This window comes from Streptomyces cyslabdanicus (assembly GCF_052663305.1).
Genome location: NZ_JBQRUW010000003.1, coordinates 119,060 through 137,378, shown reverse-complemented (window position 1 = coordinate 137,378; position 18,319 = coordinate 119,060). Strand labels below are relative to the sequence as shown.

General features: G+C 70.9%; 19 protein-coding genes, 1 tRNA gene and 1 riboswitch. Of the genes, 8 read left to right on the top strand and 12 right to left on the bottom strand.

Annotated elements, in window-relative coordinates; translation table 11 throughout:
* Positions 1 to 198 precede the first annotated feature (198 nt).
* Entirely contained in the window at positions 199 to 507 is a 309-nt protein-coding gene (locus ACTYVM_RS02830; RefSeq protein WP_445524355.1) for a hypothetical protein, read from the top strand.
* Positions 508 to 630: 123 nt separating this feature from the next.
* Positions 631 to 1,113: a DUF2269 family protein gene (locus ACTYVM_RS02825; protein WP_445524354.1), complete on the top strand. Its 483-nt coding sequence runs from the start codon at positions 631 to 633 to the stop codon at positions 1,111 to 1,113.
* Between the two features lie 64 nt (positions 1,114 to 1,177).
* Here the strand turns inward: ACTYVM_RS02825 and ACTYVM_RS02820 are convergent, their stop codons facing one another.
* The 3 genes from ACTYVM_RS02820 to ACTYVM_RS02810 all read right to left on the bottom strand — a co-directional run bounded on the left by ACTYVM_RS02820 (position 1,178) and on the right by ACTYVM_RS02810 (position 5,478).
* Complete coding sequence (locus ACTYVM_RS02820; protein WP_445524353.1) at positions 1,178 to 2,158, bottom strand: hypothetical protein; 981 nt, start codon at positions 2,156 to 2,158, stop codon at positions 1,178 to 1,180.
* A gap of 360 nt (positions 2,159 to 2,518) precedes the next feature.
* Positions 2,519 to 4,033, bottom strand: coding sequence for an MFS transporter (locus ACTYVM_RS02815; protein ID WP_445524352.1), 1,515 nt, complete (start codon positions 4,031 to 4,033; stop codon positions 2,519 to 2,521).
* Between the two features lie 125 nt (positions 4,034 to 4,158).
* Positions 4,159 to 5,478 (bottom strand): DUF445 domain-containing protein, encoded by a 1,320-nt coding sequence (locus ACTYVM_RS02810; RefSeq protein ID WP_445524351.1) that lies wholly within the window; start codon positions 5,476 to 5,478, stop codon positions 4,159 to 4,161.
* Positions 5,479 to 5,681: 203 nt separating this feature from the next.
* On the opposite strand from ACTYVM_RS02810, the gene ACTYVM_RS02805 reads away from it, so the two are divergent.
* Entirely contained in the window at positions 5,682 to 7,013 is a 1,332-nt protein-coding gene (locus ACTYVM_RS02805; protein WP_445524350.1) for an SGNH/GDSL hydrolase family protein, read from the top strand.
* Between the two features lie 280 nt (positions 7,014 to 7,293).
* On the opposite strand, the gene ACTYVM_RS02800 is transcribed toward ACTYVM_RS02805, so the two are convergent.
* From ACTYVM_RS02800 to ACTYVM_RS02785, 4 genes are all read right to left on the bottom strand, one after another.
* Entirely contained in the window at positions 7,294 to 7,983 is a 690-nt protein-coding gene (locus ACTYVM_RS02800; protein ID WP_445524349.1) for a DUF1707 SHOCT-like domain-containing protein, read from the bottom strand.
* Between the two features lie 9 nt (positions 7,984 to 7,992).
* Positions 7,993 to 9,015, bottom strand: coding sequence for an ABC transporter ATP-binding protein (locus ACTYVM_RS02795; RefSeq protein ID WP_445524348.1), 1,023 nt, complete (start codon positions 9,013 to 9,015; stop codon positions 7,993 to 7,995).
* A 125-nt stretch (positions 9,016 to 9,140) separates the two neighbouring features.
* Entirely contained in the window at positions 9,141 to 9,905 is a 765-nt protein-coding gene (locus ACTYVM_RS02790) for an ABC transporter permease (protein WP_445524480.1), read from the bottom strand.
* Positions 9,906 to 9,972: 67 nt separating this feature from the next.
* Positions 9,973 to 10,773, bottom strand: a complete 801-nt coding sequence (locus ACTYVM_RS02785; protein WP_445524347.1) for an ABC transporter permease — start codon at positions 10,771 to 10,773, stop codon at positions 9,973 to 9,975.
* 225 nt (positions 10,774 to 10,998) lie between these two features.
* Here ACTYVM_RS02785 and ACTYVM_RS02780 point away from each other — a divergent pair, with 225 nt between their 5' ends.
* Complete coding sequence (locus ACTYVM_RS02780; RefSeq protein ID WP_445524346.1) at positions 10,999 to 13,470, top strand: transglycosylase domain-containing protein; 2,472 nt, start codon at positions 10,999 to 11,001, stop codon at positions 13,468 to 13,470.
* Here the strand turns inward: ACTYVM_RS02780 and ACTYVM_RS02775 are convergent.
* The 3 genes from ACTYVM_RS02775 to ACTYVM_RS02765 all read right to left on the bottom strand — a co-directional run bounded on the left by ACTYVM_RS02775 (position 13,454) and on the right by ACTYVM_RS02765 (position 14,688).
* The gene (locus ACTYVM_RS02775; protein ID WP_445524345.1) at positions 13,454 to 13,774 is read right to left on the bottom strand and encodes a DMT family transporter; all 321 of its coding nucleotides are present in this window, start codon (positions 13,772 to 13,774) and stop codon (positions 13,454 to 13,456) included. The two genes, ACTYVM_RS02780 and ACTYVM_RS02775, sit on opposite strands and share 17 nt — an antisense overlap.
* A gap of 38 nt (positions 13,775 to 13,812) precedes the next feature.
* Positions 13,813 to 13,876, bottom strand: a riboswitch (guanidine-III (ykkC-III) riboswitch).
* A 71-nt stretch (positions 13,877 to 13,947) separates the two neighbouring features.
* Positions 13,948 to 14,304, bottom strand: a complete 357-nt coding sequence (locus tag ACTYVM_RS02770) for a GroES family chaperonin (RefSeq protein WP_141360564.1) — start codon at positions 14,302 to 14,304, stop codon at positions 13,948 to 13,950.
* Between the two features lie 54 nt (positions 14,305 to 14,358).
* Complete coding sequence (locus ACTYVM_RS02765) at positions 14,359 to 14,688, bottom strand: DUF3618 domain-containing protein (RefSeq protein WP_400034149.1); 330 nt, start codon at positions 14,686 to 14,688, stop codon at positions 14,359 to 14,361.
* A 130-nt stretch (positions 14,689 to 14,818) separates the two neighbouring features.
* Here ACTYVM_RS02765 and bcp point away from each other — a divergent pair, with 130 nt between their 5' ends.
* The 4 genes from bcp to ACTYVM_RS02745 all read left to right on the top strand — a co-directional run bounded on the left by bcp (position 14,819) and on the right by ACTYVM_RS02745 (position 16,875).
* Positions 14,819 to 15,286: a thioredoxin-dependent thiol peroxidase gene (bcp, locus tag ACTYVM_RS02760; protein ID WP_445524344.1), complete on the top strand. Its 468-nt coding sequence runs from the start codon at positions 14,819 to 14,821 to the stop codon at positions 15,284 to 15,286.
* 150 nt (positions 15,287 to 15,436) lie between these two features.
* Complete coding sequence (locus ACTYVM_RS02755) at positions 15,437 to 16,099, top strand: HNH endonuclease signature motif containing protein (protein WP_445524343.1); 663 nt, start codon at positions 15,437 to 15,439, stop codon at positions 16,097 to 16,099.
* Positions 16,096 to 16,779, top strand: a complete 684-nt coding sequence (locus ACTYVM_RS02750) for an HNH endonuclease signature motif containing protein (protein WP_445524342.1) — start codon at positions 16,096 to 16,098, stop codon at positions 16,777 to 16,779. Before ACTYVM_RS02755 ends, ACTYVM_RS02750 begins: the two co-directional genes overlap by 4 nt.
* Before the next feature lie 13 nt (positions 16,780 to 16,792).
* A tRNA-Leu gene (locus ACTYVM_RS02745) sits at positions 16,793 to 16,875 on the top strand.
* Between the two features lie 41 nt (positions 16,876 to 16,916).
* Here ACTYVM_RS02745 and rdgB read toward each other — a convergent pair.
* Together rdgB and rph are read right to left on the bottom strand one after the other, a co-directional pair.
* Positions 16,917 to 17,519 carry an RdgB/HAM1 family non-canonical purine NTP pyrophosphatase gene (gene rdgB / locus ACTYVM_RS02740; RefSeq protein WP_445524341.1) on the bottom strand — a complete coding sequence of 201 codons (603 nt, stop codon included), beginning with the start codon at positions 17,517 to 17,519 and terminating at the stop codon, positions 16,917 to 16,919.
* Between the two features lie 14 nt (positions 17,520 to 17,533).
* Positions 17,534 to 18,271 (bottom strand): ribonuclease PH, encoded by a 738-nt coding sequence (gene rph / locus ACTYVM_RS02735; RefSeq protein WP_400034139.1) that lies wholly within the window; start codon positions 18,269 to 18,271, stop codon positions 17,534 to 17,536.
* Between the last annotated feature and the right edge of the window lie 48 nt (positions 18,272 to 18,319).

The following is an 18,319-nucleotide window of genomic DNA, read 5'->3' as shown; positions in this document are numbered from 1 at the left end:
TCTTGGGTTTTGCTGGTTTCGCCGGGTTTCACTTCGCTTACATACCTACGACGGCGCCCGTCCGCGATGTGTGACAGACCCGCCGGGGCGATGCGTGTGACCCGCGTCTCATCGCCCCGCTGGGGTCGGCGGGGCCCGTCGATCCGCCGTATGACGCGCGGGTTAGCCTGGTTTGTCCTACGAGTGCGGGAGGCAGTGATGGCCAGGGTTCCTGCGGCAGTGGTCGCCGCGAGTGGGCTCGTCGGTGGGTACGGCGTGGCCCGGTGGTCCGGGAAGCGGCAGGTGGGCGGGGCCGTGCTGGCGGCCGCCGGAGCCGCCTCCGCGTGGCAGTGGCACCGGCAGGCCGGCGGGAAGGCCGCGGGGGCGCTCACCGCCGCCTACGTCGCCGCCTTCGCCGGATCGCATCCGCTGGCCAAGAAGATGGGCGCCTGGCCGTCCGTGTTCACCGTCGCGGGCGCGGTCGCCCTCGCCTCCTGGGCCGTCGCCGACCGGCGGGACGCCCGGTAGGCCCCGCACCCCGGTAGGCCCGGGGAGGCCCGCGGCGCATCAGCGGCCGGGGTGGCCGGAATCCGTTGATCCCTGTCACTCTCGCCACTTCTTCAAGATCGGCGCGGTGCCTAGCGTCGAGGCGTGACCAAGTTCCTTCTCGCCGTGCACGTCCTGGCCGCGATCGTCGCCATCGGGCCCGTCACCGTCGCCGCCAGCATGTTTCCGCCCGCCGCGCGCCGGGCGCTGGCCGCGCCCGAGGATCCGCGGGCGGCCGAGACCGTACAACTGCTGCTGCGCATCTGCCGGGTGTACGCCGTCGTCGGTGTCGCCGTCCCGGTGTTCGGGTTCGCCACGGCCAAGAACATGGGGGTGCTCGGCGACACCTGGCTGATCGTGTCGATCACGCTCACCGCTCTCGCCGCCGTCGTCCTCGTCGCGCTGGTGCTGCCCCGGCAGACCGCCCTCGCCGAGGCCCTGGAGGAAGGGCGGGGCGCGGAGGCCGCCCCCGCCGTCACCCACCGGGCCACCGTGCGGCTCGCCATGTTCACCGGCCAGTTCAACCTGTTGTGGGCCGCCGTGACGGTGCTGATGATCGTCCGGCCGGGCTCCACGACCGGAGCCTGACGGACGGTGTCGCTGATCCCGGTCGGCTCATCCCGGTCAGCTCATCCGGGTCAGCTCATCCGGGTCAACAGCCGCCGGGCAGGTCCCCGTCGGCGAGCCGCACCGCATCGGCCCGGCACACCTCGACGGTTCGCGCGGTGCCGCCCGGTGGGGCCCATCGCACGGACACCACCCCGGGCCCGTGCCGCCGGTCGAAGAAGCAGCAGGCGTCCGCGGACGAGTCGGTGTCGAGCCCCAGCCGCCTGTCCAGCTGTTCCAAAGCCGCCCGGCCGTCGGCCAGGATCCCGGGAACGTCTGCCGCGGGAGCGCTCTTGGCGCGTTCGTACGCGTCCAGCGCGAGCGAGTAGTCAGCCAGTTCCCCGTAGGTGACGCCCGCGGCGCCGGGTGAGAACGGATGCGCCGACAGCAGCGCGCCGAACTCAGTGACCGCCCGCTCCGCGTCCCGGGCCTGCCGCTCGGGATCCGGAGCACGCTCCCCGCCGGCCTCTGCCCCCTTCTTCCTGGCCCAGCGCTGCTTCCCGCCTTCAGGGCCGACGCCTTCGGCCGCCCGCGCCTGCTCCGGTGCGACCGGACGCTCCTTCTCCGTCTCCGGGGCGTCCACCGCCGTGCCGGGTGCGGGTGTCGCCACCGAGCGGGCCCGGCGGTACACCGTCCGGGCCGCCACGGCGCCGCAGAGCAGGTACCAGAAGGCGATCTCCAGCCCGAACGGGGCCCACTCGATCGTCGTGAACGCGACCAGGGCCCACAGCAGGAACAGCACCGCTCCACAGCCCGCGGCGTATCCCAGGGATCCGGTCAGGCGACGGCCCCCCGCCGAACCGGAGGGCGCGGCGGCGAACCGCGGCCCCGACGCCCAGTAGTGCGTCATCCCCGCCCCCACCGCGAACTGCACGTACAGCAGCACCGCCACCATGGTCAGGCCCGGGGTCTGCGCGGCGGCCAGGACGGTGACCAGTGTGGCCGCCACCTGAAGGAGACCGACCCACGCCCCGGTCCGCACCGCGACCGCCACCGACACGGCCCGCGGTGCCTTCGGCGCGCTCACGCCCGGCCGGTCGCCGGAAGCCGGGCGCGCGTCCGCCGGCACCTGACCGGCCGGGCGTGCGTCCGCCGGTACTCGACCGACAGGTGCCGTGTCCCGTCCCACCGGACCCCACCAACGCTCACGCATCTCCCCGCCCCCTGCCCCCTCTTCGTCGCGCTCCGACGCCGTACGCCCGACACCCCACGCCTGATTCCCAACGCCCGACGGCGACCGGCCACGGCCACGGCCACGGCCACGGCCACGGCCACGGCCAACAATCTCCTGGGTGTCCAGGGCGCGTCCAGAGCGGAAACACCTCACGCGCACCGGTCCCTCATTGCCTGCCACCGGCAATGAGGGCCGAGCCGACCCGCGTCCCCGCTACGGCGACCGGTCCTCCGGGGCGCTTCCGCGGCGTTCGTCGGCCCCCACCGTCCCCGTCGTCGGCCGCGCGGCCGTCAGCGGCCGGGCGACGTCCTCCAGGGACCGTCGTTCCGCCGGTACCGCGATCACCGCCGCGACCAGCCCCGCCGCGCACATCAGGGCCGCGCCGATCCCGAAGGCGAGGACCGTGTCGCGGACATGGCCGGTGTTGGTGAGGTCCGCGAACAGGAGGGGGCCGCTGATGCCGCCGGCCGCGGTGCCCAGGGCGTAGAAGAAGGCGATGGCCATGGCCCGGGTCTCCATCGGGAACACCTCGGAGACCGTCAGATACGCGCTGGACGCGCCCGCCGAGGCCACGAACAGCACCGCGCACCAGCACGCCGTGAGCGTGACCGCGGTCAGCGAGCCCCGGCCGAACAGCCAGGCCGTGCCGAACAGCAGCAGGCCCGACACCAGGTAGGTCGACGAGATCATCACCCGGCGGCCGACCGTGTCGAAGAGCTTGCCCAGCAGCAGCGGGCCGCAGAAGTTGCCGACCGCGATGACCCCGAAGTAGTAGCCCGTGTTGCCGGTGGGGACATGGAAGAAGCGGGTGAGGATCGCGCCGAAGCCGAAGGTGATCGCGTTGTAGAGGAAGGCCTGGCCGACGAAGAGGGAGAAGCCCAGTACGGCGCGTCTGCGGTAGGCGGTGAAGACGGTACGGGCGATCTCGCCGAAGCCGATGCTCGACCGCTGGTGGATGACGAGCTCGCCCGCGGGCCGCGGCAGCGGCGCCCCCTTCTCGGCCACGATCCGGTGTTCGATGTCGGACACCACTCGTTCCGCCTCCTGGTGTCTGCCGTGGATCAGCAGCCAGCGGGGACTCTCGGGAACGGTGCGCCGTACGACGAGGATGACCAGGCCGAGGACGACGCCCAGGGCGAAGGTCAGCCGCCAGCCCACGTCCATCGGCAGGACGGCCGTGTTCAGCGCGAGGATCGACAGCAGCGAGCCGCCGACCGCGCCCAGCCAGAAGCTGCCGTTGATGATCAGGTCGACGCGGCCCCGGTAGTAGGCGGGGATCAGCTCGTCGATCGCGGAGTTGATGGCCGCGTACTCGCCTCCGATGCCGAAGCCCGTGCAGAAGCGGAACAGGAAGAACCACCAGGTCTGGAAGGAGACCGCGGTCAGCGCGGTCGCCCCGAGATACACCGCGAGGGTGATCATGAAGAGTCTTTTGCGGCCGTAGCGGTCGGTCAGCCGGCCCCAGAAGAGCGCGCCGGAACACGCGCCCGCCACATACAGCGCGGCCGCGACCCCGGTGACCTCACCCGAGGTGATCGGCAGGCCGCTGCCGGGCTCCGAGAGCCGGCTCGCGATATTGCCGACGACCGTGACCTCGAGTCCGTCCAGGATCCACACCGTGCCGAGCCCGATGACGATCCTCCAGTGCCAGCGCGACCAGGGCAGCCGGTCCAGACGGGCGGGGATCGCGGTGGTGATCGTTCCGGACCGGGGCTCGGTGTGCGCCATGGCTGACTCCTGGGGTCTTCGTTCGGATCAGGCCGGACCCCGCGAGCCCGGCATGATCCAAACGAGAGGCCCTGGGGGACGCCCGGTGACGCCGCACCGGCCCCGAGTGCCCGCCCGACCGTCCGTTATGCTCCCAGCGCCCGCGTTACCGCGTAGATCGCCACGCCGGCCAGGGAGCCCACCACCGTGCCGTTGATGCGGATGAACTGGAGGTCGCGGCCGATGTGGGCCTCGATCTTGCGGGTGGTGTGTTCGGCGTCCCAGCCGGCGACGGTGTCGGTGATCAGGGAGGTGATCTCCTTGCGGTAGGTCGTCACGACGTAGACCGCCGCGCCCTCGACCCAGGAGTCGACCTTGCCCTGCGCCCTGGAGTCCTCGGCCATCCGGGCGCCCAGGGACAGCAGCGAGGCGCGGACCCGCAGCCGCAGCTCGCTGCGCTCGTCCTCGGCCGCCGCGACGATCATCGACCGTACGGCCGTCCAGGCGGAGGCGATCAGGTCCTGGACCTCGCCGCGGCGCAGCACCTCGCCCTTGAGCCGCTCGACACGCCCGCGCGTGTCGGTGTCGGACTGGAGGTCGGAGGCGAAGTCGGTGAGGAAGCGGTCGAGCGCGCCGCGCGCCGGGTGCGAGGGCATGTCCCGCATCTCGGTGGTGAAGCGCAGCAGTTCCTTGTAGACCCGCTCGCCGACCTTCTTGTCGACGAACCTAGGGGTCCAGCCGGGCGCGCCGCCCTCCACGGCGTCCATCACGGAGTCGCTGTGCAACACCAGCCAGTCGTGCGCGCGGGAGACGACGAGGTCGACGACCCGTTTGTGGCCGCCGTCGGCGACGACCCGCTCCAGCAGCTTGCCGATGCCGGGCGCGATCTCCTGCGTGTTGGCTCTGCGGGTGATCGCCTCGCCGACGACGGCCTGGATGTCGGAGTCGCGCAGGACGGTCAGGGCGCCGCGCAGCGCGGTGGCCAGTTCCGCGGTCACCCGGTCGGCGTGCTCCGGCTGGGCGAGCCAGGCGCCGAGGCGGCTGCCGATGCCGACGGCGCGCAGCCGCTGCCGTACGACGTCCTCGGAGAGGAAGTTCTCGCCGACGAACTCGCCCAGCGAGACGCCGAGCTGGTCCTTCTTGGTCGGGATGATCGCGGTGTGCGGGATGGGCAGGCCGAGGGGATGGCGGAAGAGGGCGGTGACCGCGAACCAGTCGGCGAGCGCGCCGACCATGCCGGCCTCGGCGGCCGCGGCGACGTACGCCGCCCAGGCGCCGGCGCCCGCGTGCTCGCCCCACTTGGCGAGCACGTACACCACGGCGACGAACAGCAGCAGCCCGGTGGCGGTCAGCTTCATGCGGCGCACCCCGCGGCGCCGCTCCTCGTCGGCGGCGCTGAACACGGTCATCGCGCGGTGGGAGACGGCGTCCGCCGTCTCCGGACCGGCCTGGGTCGTCTGTTCCATCCACTCCACCCGTTCGGTGATCCCCGCGCACAATTGTCCCCTCCCGTCCGACTCCCGGAACGGAACAGGAGTTCCCGACGTCTGCCCGGAGGGGGTTTCGGCCGGACCTCGTCGATTCTCCCTCGGCTCATGGCCCATCATGTGCCCATCAGACCGGAGCCCCTTGGCTCCGCCCGGCCCCGCCCGAGGAGAGCATCGACCGCATGACCGGACGTCACGGTTACGCCCTGCTGACCGCGATCGTCGCACTGATCGTCGTCATTTCCGCCGCCCTCTACGCCGGGGTCTCCTACGGCACCGGCCGCCGGGCCGCCGCCCCGGCCGACAACCGTGGGCCGGTCCATCACGCGGCCCCGGCCTCCTCCGGTACCTGGGTCGCCACCTGGGCCGCCTCCCCGGCCGCCGCCGAGCCCGGCACGGAGACCACGGGCATGGCGGGCCGCTCGGTGCGCAACGTCGTGCACACCAGCGTCGCCGGGACGAGTGCCCGTATCACGCTGTCCAACCTCTACGGCCGGTCGCCGCTGAGCCTCACCCACGCCACGATCGCCCTCGCCGCCGGGGGCACCACCGCGGCCGCCGCCCCGCACACCATGCGGCGGCTCACCTTCGCCGGCGCCCCCTCGGTCGTCGTACCGTCCGGCGGGCAGGTGATGAGCGACGCCGTGTCCCTCGCCGTGCCGCGGGGCGCCGACATACTGGTCACCACCTACTCCCCCACCCCGTCGGGCCCGGTCACCTACCATCCGTACGCCCGCCAGATCTCCTACGTCGCGCAGGGCGACCTCGCCGAGGACGTGACCGGTACGCCGTACACCGAGCAGACGTCGGTCTGGCGCTATCTGAGCGCGGTGGACGTGCTCAGCGACGAGGCCGACGGGGCCGTCGTCGTCCTCGGCGACTCGCTCACCGACGGCGTCACCTCCACCCTCGGCGCCGACCGCCGCTGGACCGACGTCCTGTCCACCCGGCTGTGGACGGCGGTCGAGAAGGGCCAGGACGTGCCGAACTACAGCGTCGTCAACGAGGGCATCAGCGGCAACCAGGTGCTGACCGGCGGGCCCGGGCGGCCCGCGGACAACCCCAGCGGGCTGAGCCGGTTCGGGCGGGACGTGCTGGAGCGGACCGGGGTCAAGGTCGTCGTCATCGACCTCGGCATCAACGACATCCTGCGCAATCCGCAGCTCGCCGACCCGGAGCAGATCACCGGCGGGCTGCGCACGCTGGTGGATCAGGCGCACGCGCGCGGGCTGAAGGTCGTCGGGGCGACGCTGATGCCGTTCGAGGGACACCGCGGGTACACGCCCGCCCAGGAGGCGACACGGCAGCGGGTGAACGCGCAGATCCGGAGCGGGCGGGTGTTCGACGCCGTGGTCGACTTCGACAAGGCGCTGCGGGACCCCTACAACCCGCGGCGGCTGCGGGGCGAGTACGACTCCGGTGACCATCTGCACCCCAGTGACCTGGGGTACCGGGAGATGGCGAACGTCTTCGAGCCGAGCCTGCTGAAGGGGGCGGCGCGGGTGCGCCTCTAGTGCCGCGGCGGGCAACGTTTGCCCGTCAAGGAGCGGCGTCCGGTGCGTGCTCTGGGGGTCCCCCCTGCTCGAAGAGCTTGGGGGAGTGCCGGCCGGAAGTCCTCGTACTGGATGTACTCGGGCTTTCGGCCGGTGCGGCGAGTGGGGGTCCCCCCTGCTCGAAGAGCTTGGGGGAGTGCCGGGCGTCGCGACGGGGCCAACGTTGCCTGTCGCGGCACTAGGGTCGAGAGGTCCCTTTCCCGCCCCGGCCGCCCTCGGCCGCGGCGCTGCCCGGAGGTGGCTACCGGAGCCGGCGGCGCTCCGCCCTGCGCTCCAGTTTCTCCTGGCGGCGCTGCTCCTTCAGACGGCGGCGTTCCGCGTCGGTGATCTTGTGTCTGATTCCCACGCCGCCCCAGAAGGCCACACCGGTCACGATCACCCGGGGGGCACCCGGTTCGACCGGGGTGTCGTCCTCACGGTGGTCGAAGGCGCCCATGATGCCGATGCCACGCACCACGACCTCGACGCCGGGCGGCACGATCACGTCCACGCCGCCCATGATCGCCACGCAGTTGATCTGGATCTCCTGGTCGGCGAAGTTCGCGTCGCGCAGGTCGACGGCGCCACCGCCCCAGAAGGTGAAACAGCTGAACCGCTTGGGCACGGTCCAGCCGCCCTTGCGCTCGAACCCGCCCATGATGGCGACGGCCCACGACGACGAACCCTCGCCCCCGACCACCCGCGAGGCCCAACCGCCGCCCTGCACTGGCTGCTTGACCATGTTCACCACCGGGGCTGCCACCCCGGGCACGGGCAGGTCCCGGGTGATCGGCGTGAGTTCGCCGTACGTGCGCGCCCGGTACGCCGCCTCCAGCCGCTCCTCGAACTCGGCCATGTCGAGCCGCCCCTCGGCGAGGGCGTCCCGCAGTTGCTCGGCGACTCGTTCACGATCGGCGTCGGAAGCGCGAAGCTCCGGCAGGTCCTCCGTCATGACAGCAGCCTACGAGACCGCTTTCTCGGCGTACATCCTCGCGATGACCGCCTCGATGTCGGGCTCCCGCACCGACAGGTCCACCAGCGGGTACTCCGCCGCGATCCGCGCCACCAGGGGCGCCGCCGACTCGGCCGCCGGGAAGGCGAGCCACTGCCGGGGTCCCTCGACCCGCACCACGCGCGCGGTCGGCAGCTCGATCGGCGGCAGCTCGCGCTCCAGGTCGACCACCAGGGTGCGTTCGCTCTCGCCCGCCTCGTGCAGGCCGGTGAGCGGGCCGTCGTACATCAGGCGACCATGGTCGATGACCATCACCCGCGAGCACAACTGCTCGATGTCCTGGAGGTCGTGCGTGGTCAGCAGCACCGTCGTGCCGCGTTCGGCGTTCACGTCGCGCAGGAACGTACGGACCTTGGCCTTGCTGATGACGTCCAGGCCGATGGTCGGCTCGTCCAGGTAGAGGATCTCCGGGTCGTGCAGCAGGGCGGCGGCGATGTCGCCGCGCATCCGCTGGCCCAGCGAGAGCTGCCGTACCGGTACGTCCAACAGGCCGCCGAGTTCGAGGAGTTCGACGCAGCGGTCGAGGTTGTCGCGGTAACGGCCGTCGGGGATCCGGTACATGCGGTGCATCAGCCGGTAGGAGTCGATCAGCGGCAGGTCCCACCACAGGGTCGTACGCTGCCCGAACACCACCCCGATCCGCCGGGCGAGCCGGGTCCGCTCGCGGGAGGGGTCGATGCCGGCGACCCGCAGCCGGCCCCCGCTGGGCGTCAGGATGCCGGTGAGCATCTTGATCGTCGTCGACTTGCCCGCGCCGTTCGGGCCGATGTAGCCGACCATCTCACCGCGCGCCACGCTGAAGGAGATCGAGTCGACCGCCCGGACCTGCCGCCGCTCACGCCGGAGGAACCCGGTCTTCTTCCGTACCTCGAAGACCTTCTCGACCCGGTCGAGGGCGATGAAACCACCGCCCGCTTCGTCCGCCCCGGCCGCACCGTCCCTGCCCTCCACACCGTCCACCACCGTCGCCATACGCCCTGTACGCCCCTTCTCCTCTTCGTCCCGCCGGATCCCTCCGGAACCCGTCAATACCCGCAGGCGCCCGCCCCGGATGCCGCCGCATCCCGTCAATACTCGTCAGTTCCCGTCAGTTCCCGTCAGTTCCCGGTACTCCGGTACGACCGCAGGCCCACCCGCCAGGCCGCCCCCGCCAGCGCGCAGCACGCCACCGCGACCAGCGGCGACGCGAACGCGGTCCACCGGGGCAGGCCGAGCGGATACGGCCGCCCCAGCACGTACAGGGCGGGCAGCCAGTTGACGAAGGCCAGTGGCAGGACGAACGTCACCCCGCGCACCAGTTCCTTCGCGAACACCGTCGGCGGGTACTGGAGCAGCGTGGTGCCGCCGTAGGTGAACGCGTTCTGCGCCTCCGAGGCGTCCTGCGCCACGAACTGGAAGGCCGCCCCGGCCACGAACACCGCGCAGAAGATCCCGCAGCCGCTGACCACCATCACCGGCATCAGCAGCAGCTTCGCCGCCGTCCAGTCGATGTCGAGCCGCGTCAGCGACCAGGCCAGCACCAGCGCCCCCTGCGTCACCCGGCCCAGCCGGCGCAGCGCGAACCGGTCGGCGGCCACCTGCGCGAGCACCGGCGCCGGCCGGACCAGCAGCGTGTCGAGGGTGCCGTCGCGCACCCGCCGCCCCAGCCGGTCCATGGAGCCGATCGCCAGGTCCGCCAGCCCGAAAGCGGTACCGGACAGCCCGTACAGGAAGGCGATCTCGGGCAGCGTGTAGCCGCCGAGCGCGTCCACCCGGGAGAACATCAGCAGGATGGCCGCGAAGTCCAGCGCGGTCGCGGCGAAGTTCCCGACCGTGGTCATGACGAAGGAGGCGCGGTAGGCCATCGTGGAGCGAATCCACATCGCGGCGATCAGACGGTAGGCGCGCGCCCCCTCCACCAGCCGGTTGCCGGTCCGGTCCGTGGTGAGCTCAGCCACCCTGCACCACCACCCGCCGCGTCGCCGCCGACTGCACCAGCCGCCCCGCCCCCAGCAGCGCCACCGCCCACGCCCCCTGGAAGACGTACGTGTCCAGCGGGTCCGCGTGCCCCAGCAGGATGTCGGCGGGGGCCTGGAGCAGCGAGGACCACGGCAGCGCCCGGACCACCTCGCCCAGCGCGCCCGGGAAGACGTTCAGCGGCAGCAGCATCCCCGAGCAGAAGTACCCGACCAGCCAGGCCATCTGCACCACACCCGCGCCGTCCAGCAGCCAGAACGCGCTCAGCGCCACCAGGAAGCGGATCCCGAAGCCCACCAGCAGCGCCAGCGGCACCGCCCCGAGGAACGCCAGCCAGGTCACCGGGTCCGACGGCAGGTGCACCGGAAAGAACAGCGCCCCGAACGTGAAGGGCAGCACCCCGCGGCCCACCAGCTGGAACATCGCCCGGCCCGCGTCGGCCGAAAGCCACCACAGCTGGAGGTCGGCTGGCCGGTACAGGTCGACCGCGATGTCACCCGTTCGGATGCGTTCCATCAACTCGTCCTCGACGCCGCCCCCGCCGATCGCCAGCGCCGCCAGGAACGCCTGCCCCAGCCACACGTACGTCACGGCCTGCGCCTGGTCGTATCCGCCCAGGTGCGGCCGGACATCCCAGAGTGCAAGGTACGTGTACACCAGAATCAGCCCGAATGCCGTATTGGTGAACACCCCGGCCGCCGTCGCCGCCCGATACGTCGCGTACCGTCTGAATCCCCCCACCGCGACGGCCGCGTACAACCGTCCAGCGCCCACGTGCACCGCCTCCCAGGCCACGACACCAAAGCGCGGGAGCTTAATGCGTCCGGGGCGTGACATGCCACGCATTTTCTGGTCCGGACAGGTGACCGGGAACGGGAACGGAACAGATGCTGCGAGAGTCTTCATCTGGGGGCGCCGAAGGCGCATGAGGGCGTACGGGGACGTACGACGTGAAACGTACGGCGACGTACGACGTGAAAACAGGAGTCCGAGCACGACATGAGCGACGAGCCGCAGCCGCAGCAGCGGAACCAGGGCCGGCCCGACCACCGGCCACCGGCGGCACCCGGGACCGGGGGCGAGACGGAGACCGAGACGGAGGGCTGGGCGGAGGAGCACGGGGCGGACGGCGAGCCGGCGGACGGGGAAGCCGGACGGCCCCGGCGCACCGGCTGGCGCCGCGCCGTACCGACCTGGCGGATGGTGCTCGGCGGCTTCCTCACCGTCATGCTGCTGGTCATCGGCGCGTTCTTCCTCGGCTACTCCCTGGTGGAGATCCCGCCCGCCAACGCCCTGGCCGTCAAACAGGCCAACGTCTACCTGTACGCCGACGGCACCGAGATCGCCCGGGACGGCGAGATCAACCGGGAGAACGTCACCCTCGCCCAGGTCTCCAAGGCCGCCCAGCACGCCGTGCTCGCCGCCGAGGACCGCGACTTCTACACCGAGTCCGCCGTCGACCCCAAGGCCATGCTGCGCGCCGGCTGGAACACCGCCCTCGGCAAGGGCAAGCAGTCCGGTTCGACGATCACCCAGCAATACGTGAAGAACTACTACCTGGGCCAGGAGCAGACCGTCACCCGCAAGGTGAAGGAGTTCTTCATCTCGGTCAAGCTGGACCGCACCGTGTCCAAGAACGACATCCTCGAGGGCTACCTCAACACCAGCTACTTCGGCCGCAACGCCTACGGCATCCAGGCCGCCGCCCAGGCCTACTACGGCGTCAACGCCCAGGACCTCGACCCGGCCCGCGCCGCCTATCTGGCCGCGCTGGTCAACGCGCCCAGCGAGTACGACGTCGCCGCGCACCCGGAGAACAAGGCCGCCGCCCTGTCCCGCTGGAACTACGTCCTGGACGGCATGGTCAAGAAGGGCTGGCTGAGCGCCTCACAGCGGGCCGGGATGAAGTTCCCGATGCCGAAGGAGGCCACCGTCCCCACGGGCATGTCCGGGCAGCGCGGCTACATCGTCCGCGCGGTGAAGGACTACCTGGCCGCGCACAAGATCCTGACCGAGGACCAGCTCTCCTCGGGCGGCTACCGGATCACCACGACCCTGGAGAAGAACAAGCAGGACGCCCTGGTCAAGGCCGTGAACGACCAGGTGATGAGCAAGCTCGACAAGAAGGACCGCAAGGTCGACACCTACGTCCGGGCCGGCGCCGCCTCCGTCGACCCGAAGACCGGCGAGCTCGTCGCCATGTACGGCGGCATCGACTACGTCCAGCAGTACACGAACAACGCCACCCGCCGGGACTTCCAGGTGGGCTCCACCTTCAAGCCGTTCGTGTTCACCTCCGCCGTCCAGAACGGCTCCGAGACCCAGGACGGCCGCGCGATCACCCCGAACACCTACTACGACGGCACCAACAAGCGCCCCGTCGAGGGCTGGAGCGGTTCCTACGCCCCCGCGAACGAGGACGACGTCGACTACGGGGACATCACCGTGAGCGAGGCCACGGACAAGTCCGTCAACGCGGTGTACGCGCAGATGGCCGCCGACGTCGGCTCCGACAAGGTCAAGAACACCGCCATCGCCCTCGGCCTGCCGGCCGACACCCCGGAACTGACCCCCACCCCGTCCATCGCGCTCGGAGTGGCCACGGCCAGCGTCGTCGACATGGCCGACGCCTACGCCACGCTCGCCAACCACGGCCAGCACGCCCCCTACACGATGATCAAGAAGATCACCAAGGACGGCACCGCCACGATCGAGCTGCCCCGGCGCACCGAGGTCCAGGCGGTCAGCCGCGAGGCCGCCGACACCACCACCGCGATACTGCGCAGCGTCGTCCAGAACGGCACCGCCACCGCCGCCCAGGGCGCCGGCCGGCCCGCCGCGGGCAAGACCGGCACCGCCGAGGAGGACCAGGCGGCCTGGTTCGCCGGCTACACGCCCGACCTCGCCACCGTCGTCTCGGTCATGGGCCAGGACCCGGACACCGCCCACCACGAGTCGCTCTACGGCGCCATGGGTCTTGCCCGCGTCAACGGCGGCGGGCCGCCCGCCCAGATCTGGGCGCAGTACACCGGAGCCGCCCTGAAGAACACCCTGGCCACGGACTTCGACCTCCAGCTCCAGCCGGGTGCCGACGAGGTCCAGCCGCCGCCCTCGGAGTCCGCCGAGGACCCGGGCGACGAGGGCCAGGACGACAACGGCGCGACCGACTCCGACACCGGCGGCCAGGACCAGGGCCAGGACGAGGGCCAGGACCAGGGGCAGAGCCAGGGCGACGGCGACCCGGGCGACACCGGCGGCGACCCCTCCACCGGCGCGACCGACGGCACCCAGCCGGGCGGACCCGCCGGCGGGGAGCCCGGGGACACCGGAGTCACCCCGCCGGGCGGCCCGGGAGGCACGCCCGGCCAAGGCGGCACCGGCACCCCGCCGGGCGGGGGCGCGGCGGCCGGCGCCTCCGGCGACGGCGGCCTGAACACCGGCCTGCAGGGCATGTTCAGTGGCCGGACGTGACCTTGAGCCCCACCACGGACACCAGCAGCAGACTCACGAAGAAGATCCGGGCGGCGGTCGCCGGCTCCCCCAGCACCACCATGCCGACCACCGCCGCACCGGCCGCCCCGATGCCCACCCACACGCCGTAGGCGGTGCCGATGGGCAGGGAACGGGCGGCATAGGACAGCAGGACCATGCTGGTCACGATCCCCGCGCCGGTGAGCACGCTGGGCAGGGGGCGGGTGAAGCCGTCGGTGAACTTCATTCCGATCGACCAGCCCACCTCGAGCAGACCGGCGAGGACAAGCACGACCCAGGCCATGACGGGCACCTCCGGGACGACGTAAGGACATGAACGGGGGTGCGTCGTCTTTGCGTTCATCCCGGTACGGCGCGTCTCGTCGGGTTGGCCCCGAGGCTAGCAAAGTCCGGGGGCCGGCGAAGAAAGGACAAAGGGGCTGGTGACCATGGTCACCAGCCCCTCGCTTCGTCTTCCTACAGATACAGGCCGGTGGAGTCCTCCGAACCCTCGAACCGGTCCGCGGCCACCGCGTGCAGATCACGTTCGCGCATGAGCACGTACGCGACCCCGCGCACCTCGACCTCGGCGCGGTCCTCCGGATCGAACAACACCCGGTCCCCCGGCTCGACGGTCCGCACGTTCTGCCCCACCGCGACGACCTCGGCCCAGGCCAGCCGGCGTCCCACCGCCGCCGTCGCGGGGATCAGGATGCCACCGCCCGAACGCCGCTCGCCCTCGCTCGTGTCCTGCCGGACGAGCACCCGGTCGTGCAGCATCCGGATGGGCAGCTTGTCGTGCTGGCTGCTGTGCTCATTTCTCTTGGCGCTCACGCCTCGAACCTACCTGCCTTCGGCACGTCGTCACGCGGTGGGGCGTCGTGCCGCTCAGCGGCGGCGCCGGCGGGCGCCCAGAGCGAGCAGCCCGACCAAACCGACAGCGACCAGGGCGACCGGCACCACCCGCTCCATGCGCGGGGCGCCCTCCTCGTCCACGAACTGCGCCCGCACATCGCTCACCACCCGGTTGACCTGCACGTAGGCCCGTCCGAGCGTGTGATCGACATGGGAGGCGACCTTGGCCTTGGCGTCCCCGACGATGGTCTTCGGGTGCACGCGTACCCCGATCTCGTCGAGCGTCTCGGCCAGCACCTCGCGGCGGCGCCTGATGTCCGCCTCGATCTCAGCCGGGGTTCTGGTGTCCGCGGTGTCCGCCACCGTGCCGCCTCCGAAGTCAACTGATGCCTGTTCGGGACAGTCTGTCAGCTCTCGCTCCGACCGCACCGTCGGCACCCCCGGTTACCCTCGGAGCGACACGGTATCCGCACGCACGAGGAGACGAGCTTCGATGACCGAGCGACTCCAGCCCGGGGACGTGGCCCCCGCCTTCGCCCTCCCCGACGCCGACGGCAAGGAGGTGTCGCTGGCCGACCACAAGGGCCGGAAGGTCATCGTCTACTTCTACCCGGCCGCCCTCACCCCCGGCTGCACCAAGCAGGCCTGCGACTTCACCGACAACCTGGACCTGCTGGCGGGCGCGGGGTACGACGTGATCGGCATCTCCCCCGACAAGCCGGAGAAGCTGGCGAAGTTCCGCGACAAGGAGTCCCTCGAGGTCACGCTGCTCGCCGACCCGGACAAGAAGGTCCTGGAGTCCTACGGCGCCTTCGGCGAGAAGAAGCTCTACGGCAAGACCGTCGTCGGCGTCATCCGCTCCACGATCGTCGTGGACGAGGAGGGCAAGGTCGAACGCGCCCTGTACAACGTCAAGGCGACCGGCCACGTAGCCAAGATCATCAAGGACTTGGGCATCTGAGGGCGACTCCCGCCACGTACGCGGCCCGCACCTGCATGCCCGGCGCGGGCCGCCTTTGCGTTCCCCACCGCATGCCGTGCGTGACTGTCCGATAACCGGTTCGTTACTCCGTATGGGCCATGAACGCGTGGCCGAGAACGGAGGGGACCCATGGGGGCCAGCACGTACACCAAGGAGCGCCTGGAGAAGGCGGCTCACGGGGCGCGAACCTTGTCGGAGGCGTTGGAGAGACTGGGGGTGGATCCGAGAAGTTCGACGCGGGACTACATTCGGGCGCGGATGAAGAAGTTGGGCGTGGACGTGTCCCACTTCGAACGGGAGGGAGCGAAATGGACGAGGACAGTCCTGGAACGGGCGGTGGCAGCCTCCACGAGCGTGAATGAGGTACTGCGCCATCTCGGCATTGAGGTCGTCGGTGGACACCACACCCACATCAGCCGCCGGATCAAGGCGTACAACATCGACACGTCTCACTTCATGCCGACGGCCAGAACCGAGCGTATGCGGCAAAACCGGCGCCGCCGGACCGCCCACGAGATCCTCATCGAGGACACGTCAGCGAATCCCAGACGCGCGCCAAGCAATCGACTCAAGAGGGCGCTGCGTGAATCGGGCGTGGAGGAGCGCTGTGCGCTGTGTGGGATCAAGGCCGTCTGGCAGAACGAGCCACTACCGCTCGAGGTCGACCACATCGATGGCAACTGGCGCAACAACCGCATCGGAAACCTACGGTTCCTCTGCCCCAACTGCCATTCGACGACGGACAACTATCGAGGACGCGGCAAGGGACGCGGCAAGGTCGGTGCTGCATGAGCAGCGGTGTGCAGTACACCCGCGAGCGGTTGGCGGAGGCCGCCGCGCAGTGTTCCGATATCGACGAAGTCATCGTGTTCTTCGGCACTCAGCCGTACGGCAGCCTTCGCCGCCACCTTTTCCGACGTTTCGAGCACTTCGGAATCGATGTCTCGCACTTCCGCCATTGCGGCAGGCGGACCAGGCTCACGACCCGGCCCACGCCCGAGACGCTACGTGCGGCGGTAGCCCAATCAGTGTCCATCGCCGAAGTGCTGCGCCGTCTCGACCGCCCCGACAACGAAGCCCAGCGTGCGATGCTTCGCGACTGGATCACCGAAGCGCAGCTCTCGACCGCACACTTCTTGGGGCAGGCACATCAGCGCGGGAAGCCAGGACCAGTCCCTGTCAAGCGTGCCGAGGACATCTTGGTCCAGCACAACGGCAGAGTCCGGAGGGGAACCCGCCTGCTGCGTCGCGCTCTCCGCGAAGTCGGCGTACCCGAGGAGTGTGCCAGGTGCGGTGTTGGACCGGAATGGCTCGGGCGGCCCATGACATTGGAGGTCGACCACATCAACGGTGACTGGAGCAACGATCGCCGGGAGAACCTGCGCCTTTTGTGCCCCAACTGCCATGCGGTCACCAGCACCTGGTGCCGGGGCAGGAAGGTATGTCGCGATCAGGCGGGTGATTCCCGGTAGCATGAGCGGGCACGCGGCCGTTGCTGAACGGTATAAGCAGAGGTTTTAGGTGCCTCGGGGCGTTTGCCCATGTGGGTTCGACTCCCACCGGCCGCACGCCGAAAGAGGGGGCCGCCCAGCCGGGCGGCCCCCTCTTCTTATCCCAGCAGTTCCCGCACCACCGGCACCAGCGCCCGGAATGCCTTGCCGCGGTGGCTGATCGCGTTCTTCTCCTCGGGGGACAGTTCCGCGCAGGTGCGCACCTCGCCGTCCGGCTGGAGGATCGGGTCGTAGCCGAAGCCGTTCGTGCCCGCGGGCTTGTGGCGCAGGGTGCCGCGCAGTTGGCCCTCCACCACCCGCTCCGTGCCGTCCGGCAGGGCGAGGGCCGCCGCGCAGGCGAAGTGGGCGGCGCGGTGGTCGTCGGCGATGTCGGAGAGCTGGGCCAGGAGCAGGTCCAGGTTGGCCTTGTCGTCGCCGTGGCGGCCGGCCCAGCGGGCCGAGAAGATGCCGGGGGCGCCGCCGAGGACGTCGACGCAGAGGCCGGAGTCGTCCGCGACCGCGGGCAGGCCGGTGGCCTGGGCCAGGGCGTGGGCCTTCAGCAGGGCGTTCTCCGCGAAGGTGGCGCCGGTCTCCTTGACGTCGGGGACGTCCGGGTAGGCGTCGGTGCCCACGAGTTCGTGGGGCAGTCCGGCGTCGGCCAGGATCGCCCTGAGTTCGACGATCTTGCCGCTGTTGCGGGTGGCGAGGATCAAGCGGGTCATGCGGGGGTGCTCCTCTACTTCGCCAGGGCCGTCTCGAGGGCCGTGCGCTGGATCGCCGTGAGTTCGGCGCAGCCGGCCACGGCGAGGTCGAGGAGGCTGTTCAGTTCCTCGCGGGCGAAGGGTTCGGCCTCCGCGGTGCCCTGGACCTCGACGAAGCGCCCGTCGCCGGTGCAGACGACGTTCATGTCGGTCTCGGCGCGGACGTCCTCCTCGTAGCAGAGGTCGAGCAGCGGCACACCGCCGACGATGCCGACCGAGACGGCGCTGACCGTGCCGGTGAGCGGCTGCCGGCCGGCCTTGATCAGCTTCTTGCCACGGGCCCAGGCGACGGCGTCGGCCAGCGCCACGTAGGCACCCGTGATGGCCGCGGTCCGGGTGCCGCCGTCGGCCTGGAGGACGTCGCAGTCCAGGACGATGGTGTTCTCGCCCAGTGCCTTGTAGTCGACGACCGAGCGCAGGGAGCGGCCGATGAGGCGGGAGATCTCATGGGTGCGGCCGCCGATCCTGCCCTTGACCGACTCGCGGTCGCCGCGGGTGTTGGTGGCGCGGGGCAGCATGGAGTACTCGGCGGTGACCCAGCCCTCGCCGCTGCCCTTGCGCCAGCGCGGGACGCCTTCGGTGACGGAGGCGGTGCAGAAGACCTTGGTGTCGCCGAAGGAGACGAGGACGGAGCCCTCGGCGTGCTTGCTCCACCCGCGTTCGATGGTGACCGGGCGGAGTTGTTCGGGGGTGCGGCCGTCGATACGAGACATGGCGTCGAGCGTAGTCCCCCATGGACAAGGGGCTCCTCCCGCATCGGA

Coding starts and splice junctions, on each gene's coding strand:
- ACTYVM_RS02830 (WP_445524355.1), top strand. CDS start 199: ATGGCCAGGGTTCCTGCGGCAGTGGTCGCCGCGAGTGGGCTCGTCGGT.
- ACTYVM_RS02815 (WP_445524352.1), bottom strand. CDS start 4,033: ATGGCGCACACCGAGCCCCGGTCCGGAACGATCACCACCGCGATCCCC.
- ACTYVM_RS02810 (WP_445524351.1), bottom strand. CDS start 5,478: ATGGAACAGACGACCCAGGCCGGTCCGGAGACGGCGGACGCCGTCTCC.
- ACTYVM_RS02805 (WP_445524350.1), top strand. CDS start 5,682: ATGACCGGACGTCACGGTTACGCCCTGCTGACCGCGATCGTCGCACTG.
- ACTYVM_RS02800 (WP_445524349.1), bottom strand. CDS start 7,983: ATGACGGAGGACCTGCCGGAGCTTCGCGCTTCCGACGCCGATCGTGAA.
- ACTYVM_RS02795 (WP_445524348.1), bottom strand. CDS start 9,015: ATGGCGACGGTGGTGGACGGTGTGGAGGGCAGGGACGGTGCGGCCGGG.
- ACTYVM_RS02790 (WP_445524480.1), bottom strand. CDS start 9,905: ATGTGGATTCGCTCCACGATGGCCTACCGCGCCTCCTTCGTCATGACC.
- ACTYVM_RS02780 (WP_445524346.1), top strand. CDS start 10,999: ATGAGCGACGAGCCGCAGCCGCAGCAGCGGAACCAGGGCCGGCCCGAC.
- ACTYVM_RS02775 (WP_445524345.1), bottom strand. CDS start 13,774: ATGGCCTGGGTCGTGCTTGTCCTCGCCGGTCTGCTCGAGGTGGGCTGG.
- bcp (WP_445524344.1), top strand. CDS start 14,819: ATGACCGAGCGACTCCAGCCCGGGGACGTGGCCCCCGCCTTCGCCCTC.
- ACTYVM_RS02755 (WP_445524343.1), top strand. CDS start 15,437: ATGGGGGCCAGCACGTACACCAAGGAGCGCCTGGAGAAGGCGGCTCAC.
- ACTYVM_RS02750 (WP_445524342.1), top strand. CDS start 16,096: ATGAGCAGCGGTGTGCAGTACACCCGCGAGCGGTTGGCGGAGGCCGCC.
- rdgB (WP_445524341.1), bottom strand. CDS start 17,519: ATGACCCGCTTGATCCTCGCCACCCGCAACAGCGGCAAGATCGTCGAA.
- rph (WP_400034139.1), bottom strand. CDS start 18,271: ATGTCTCGTATCGACGGCCGCACCCCCGAACAACTCCGCCCGGTCACC.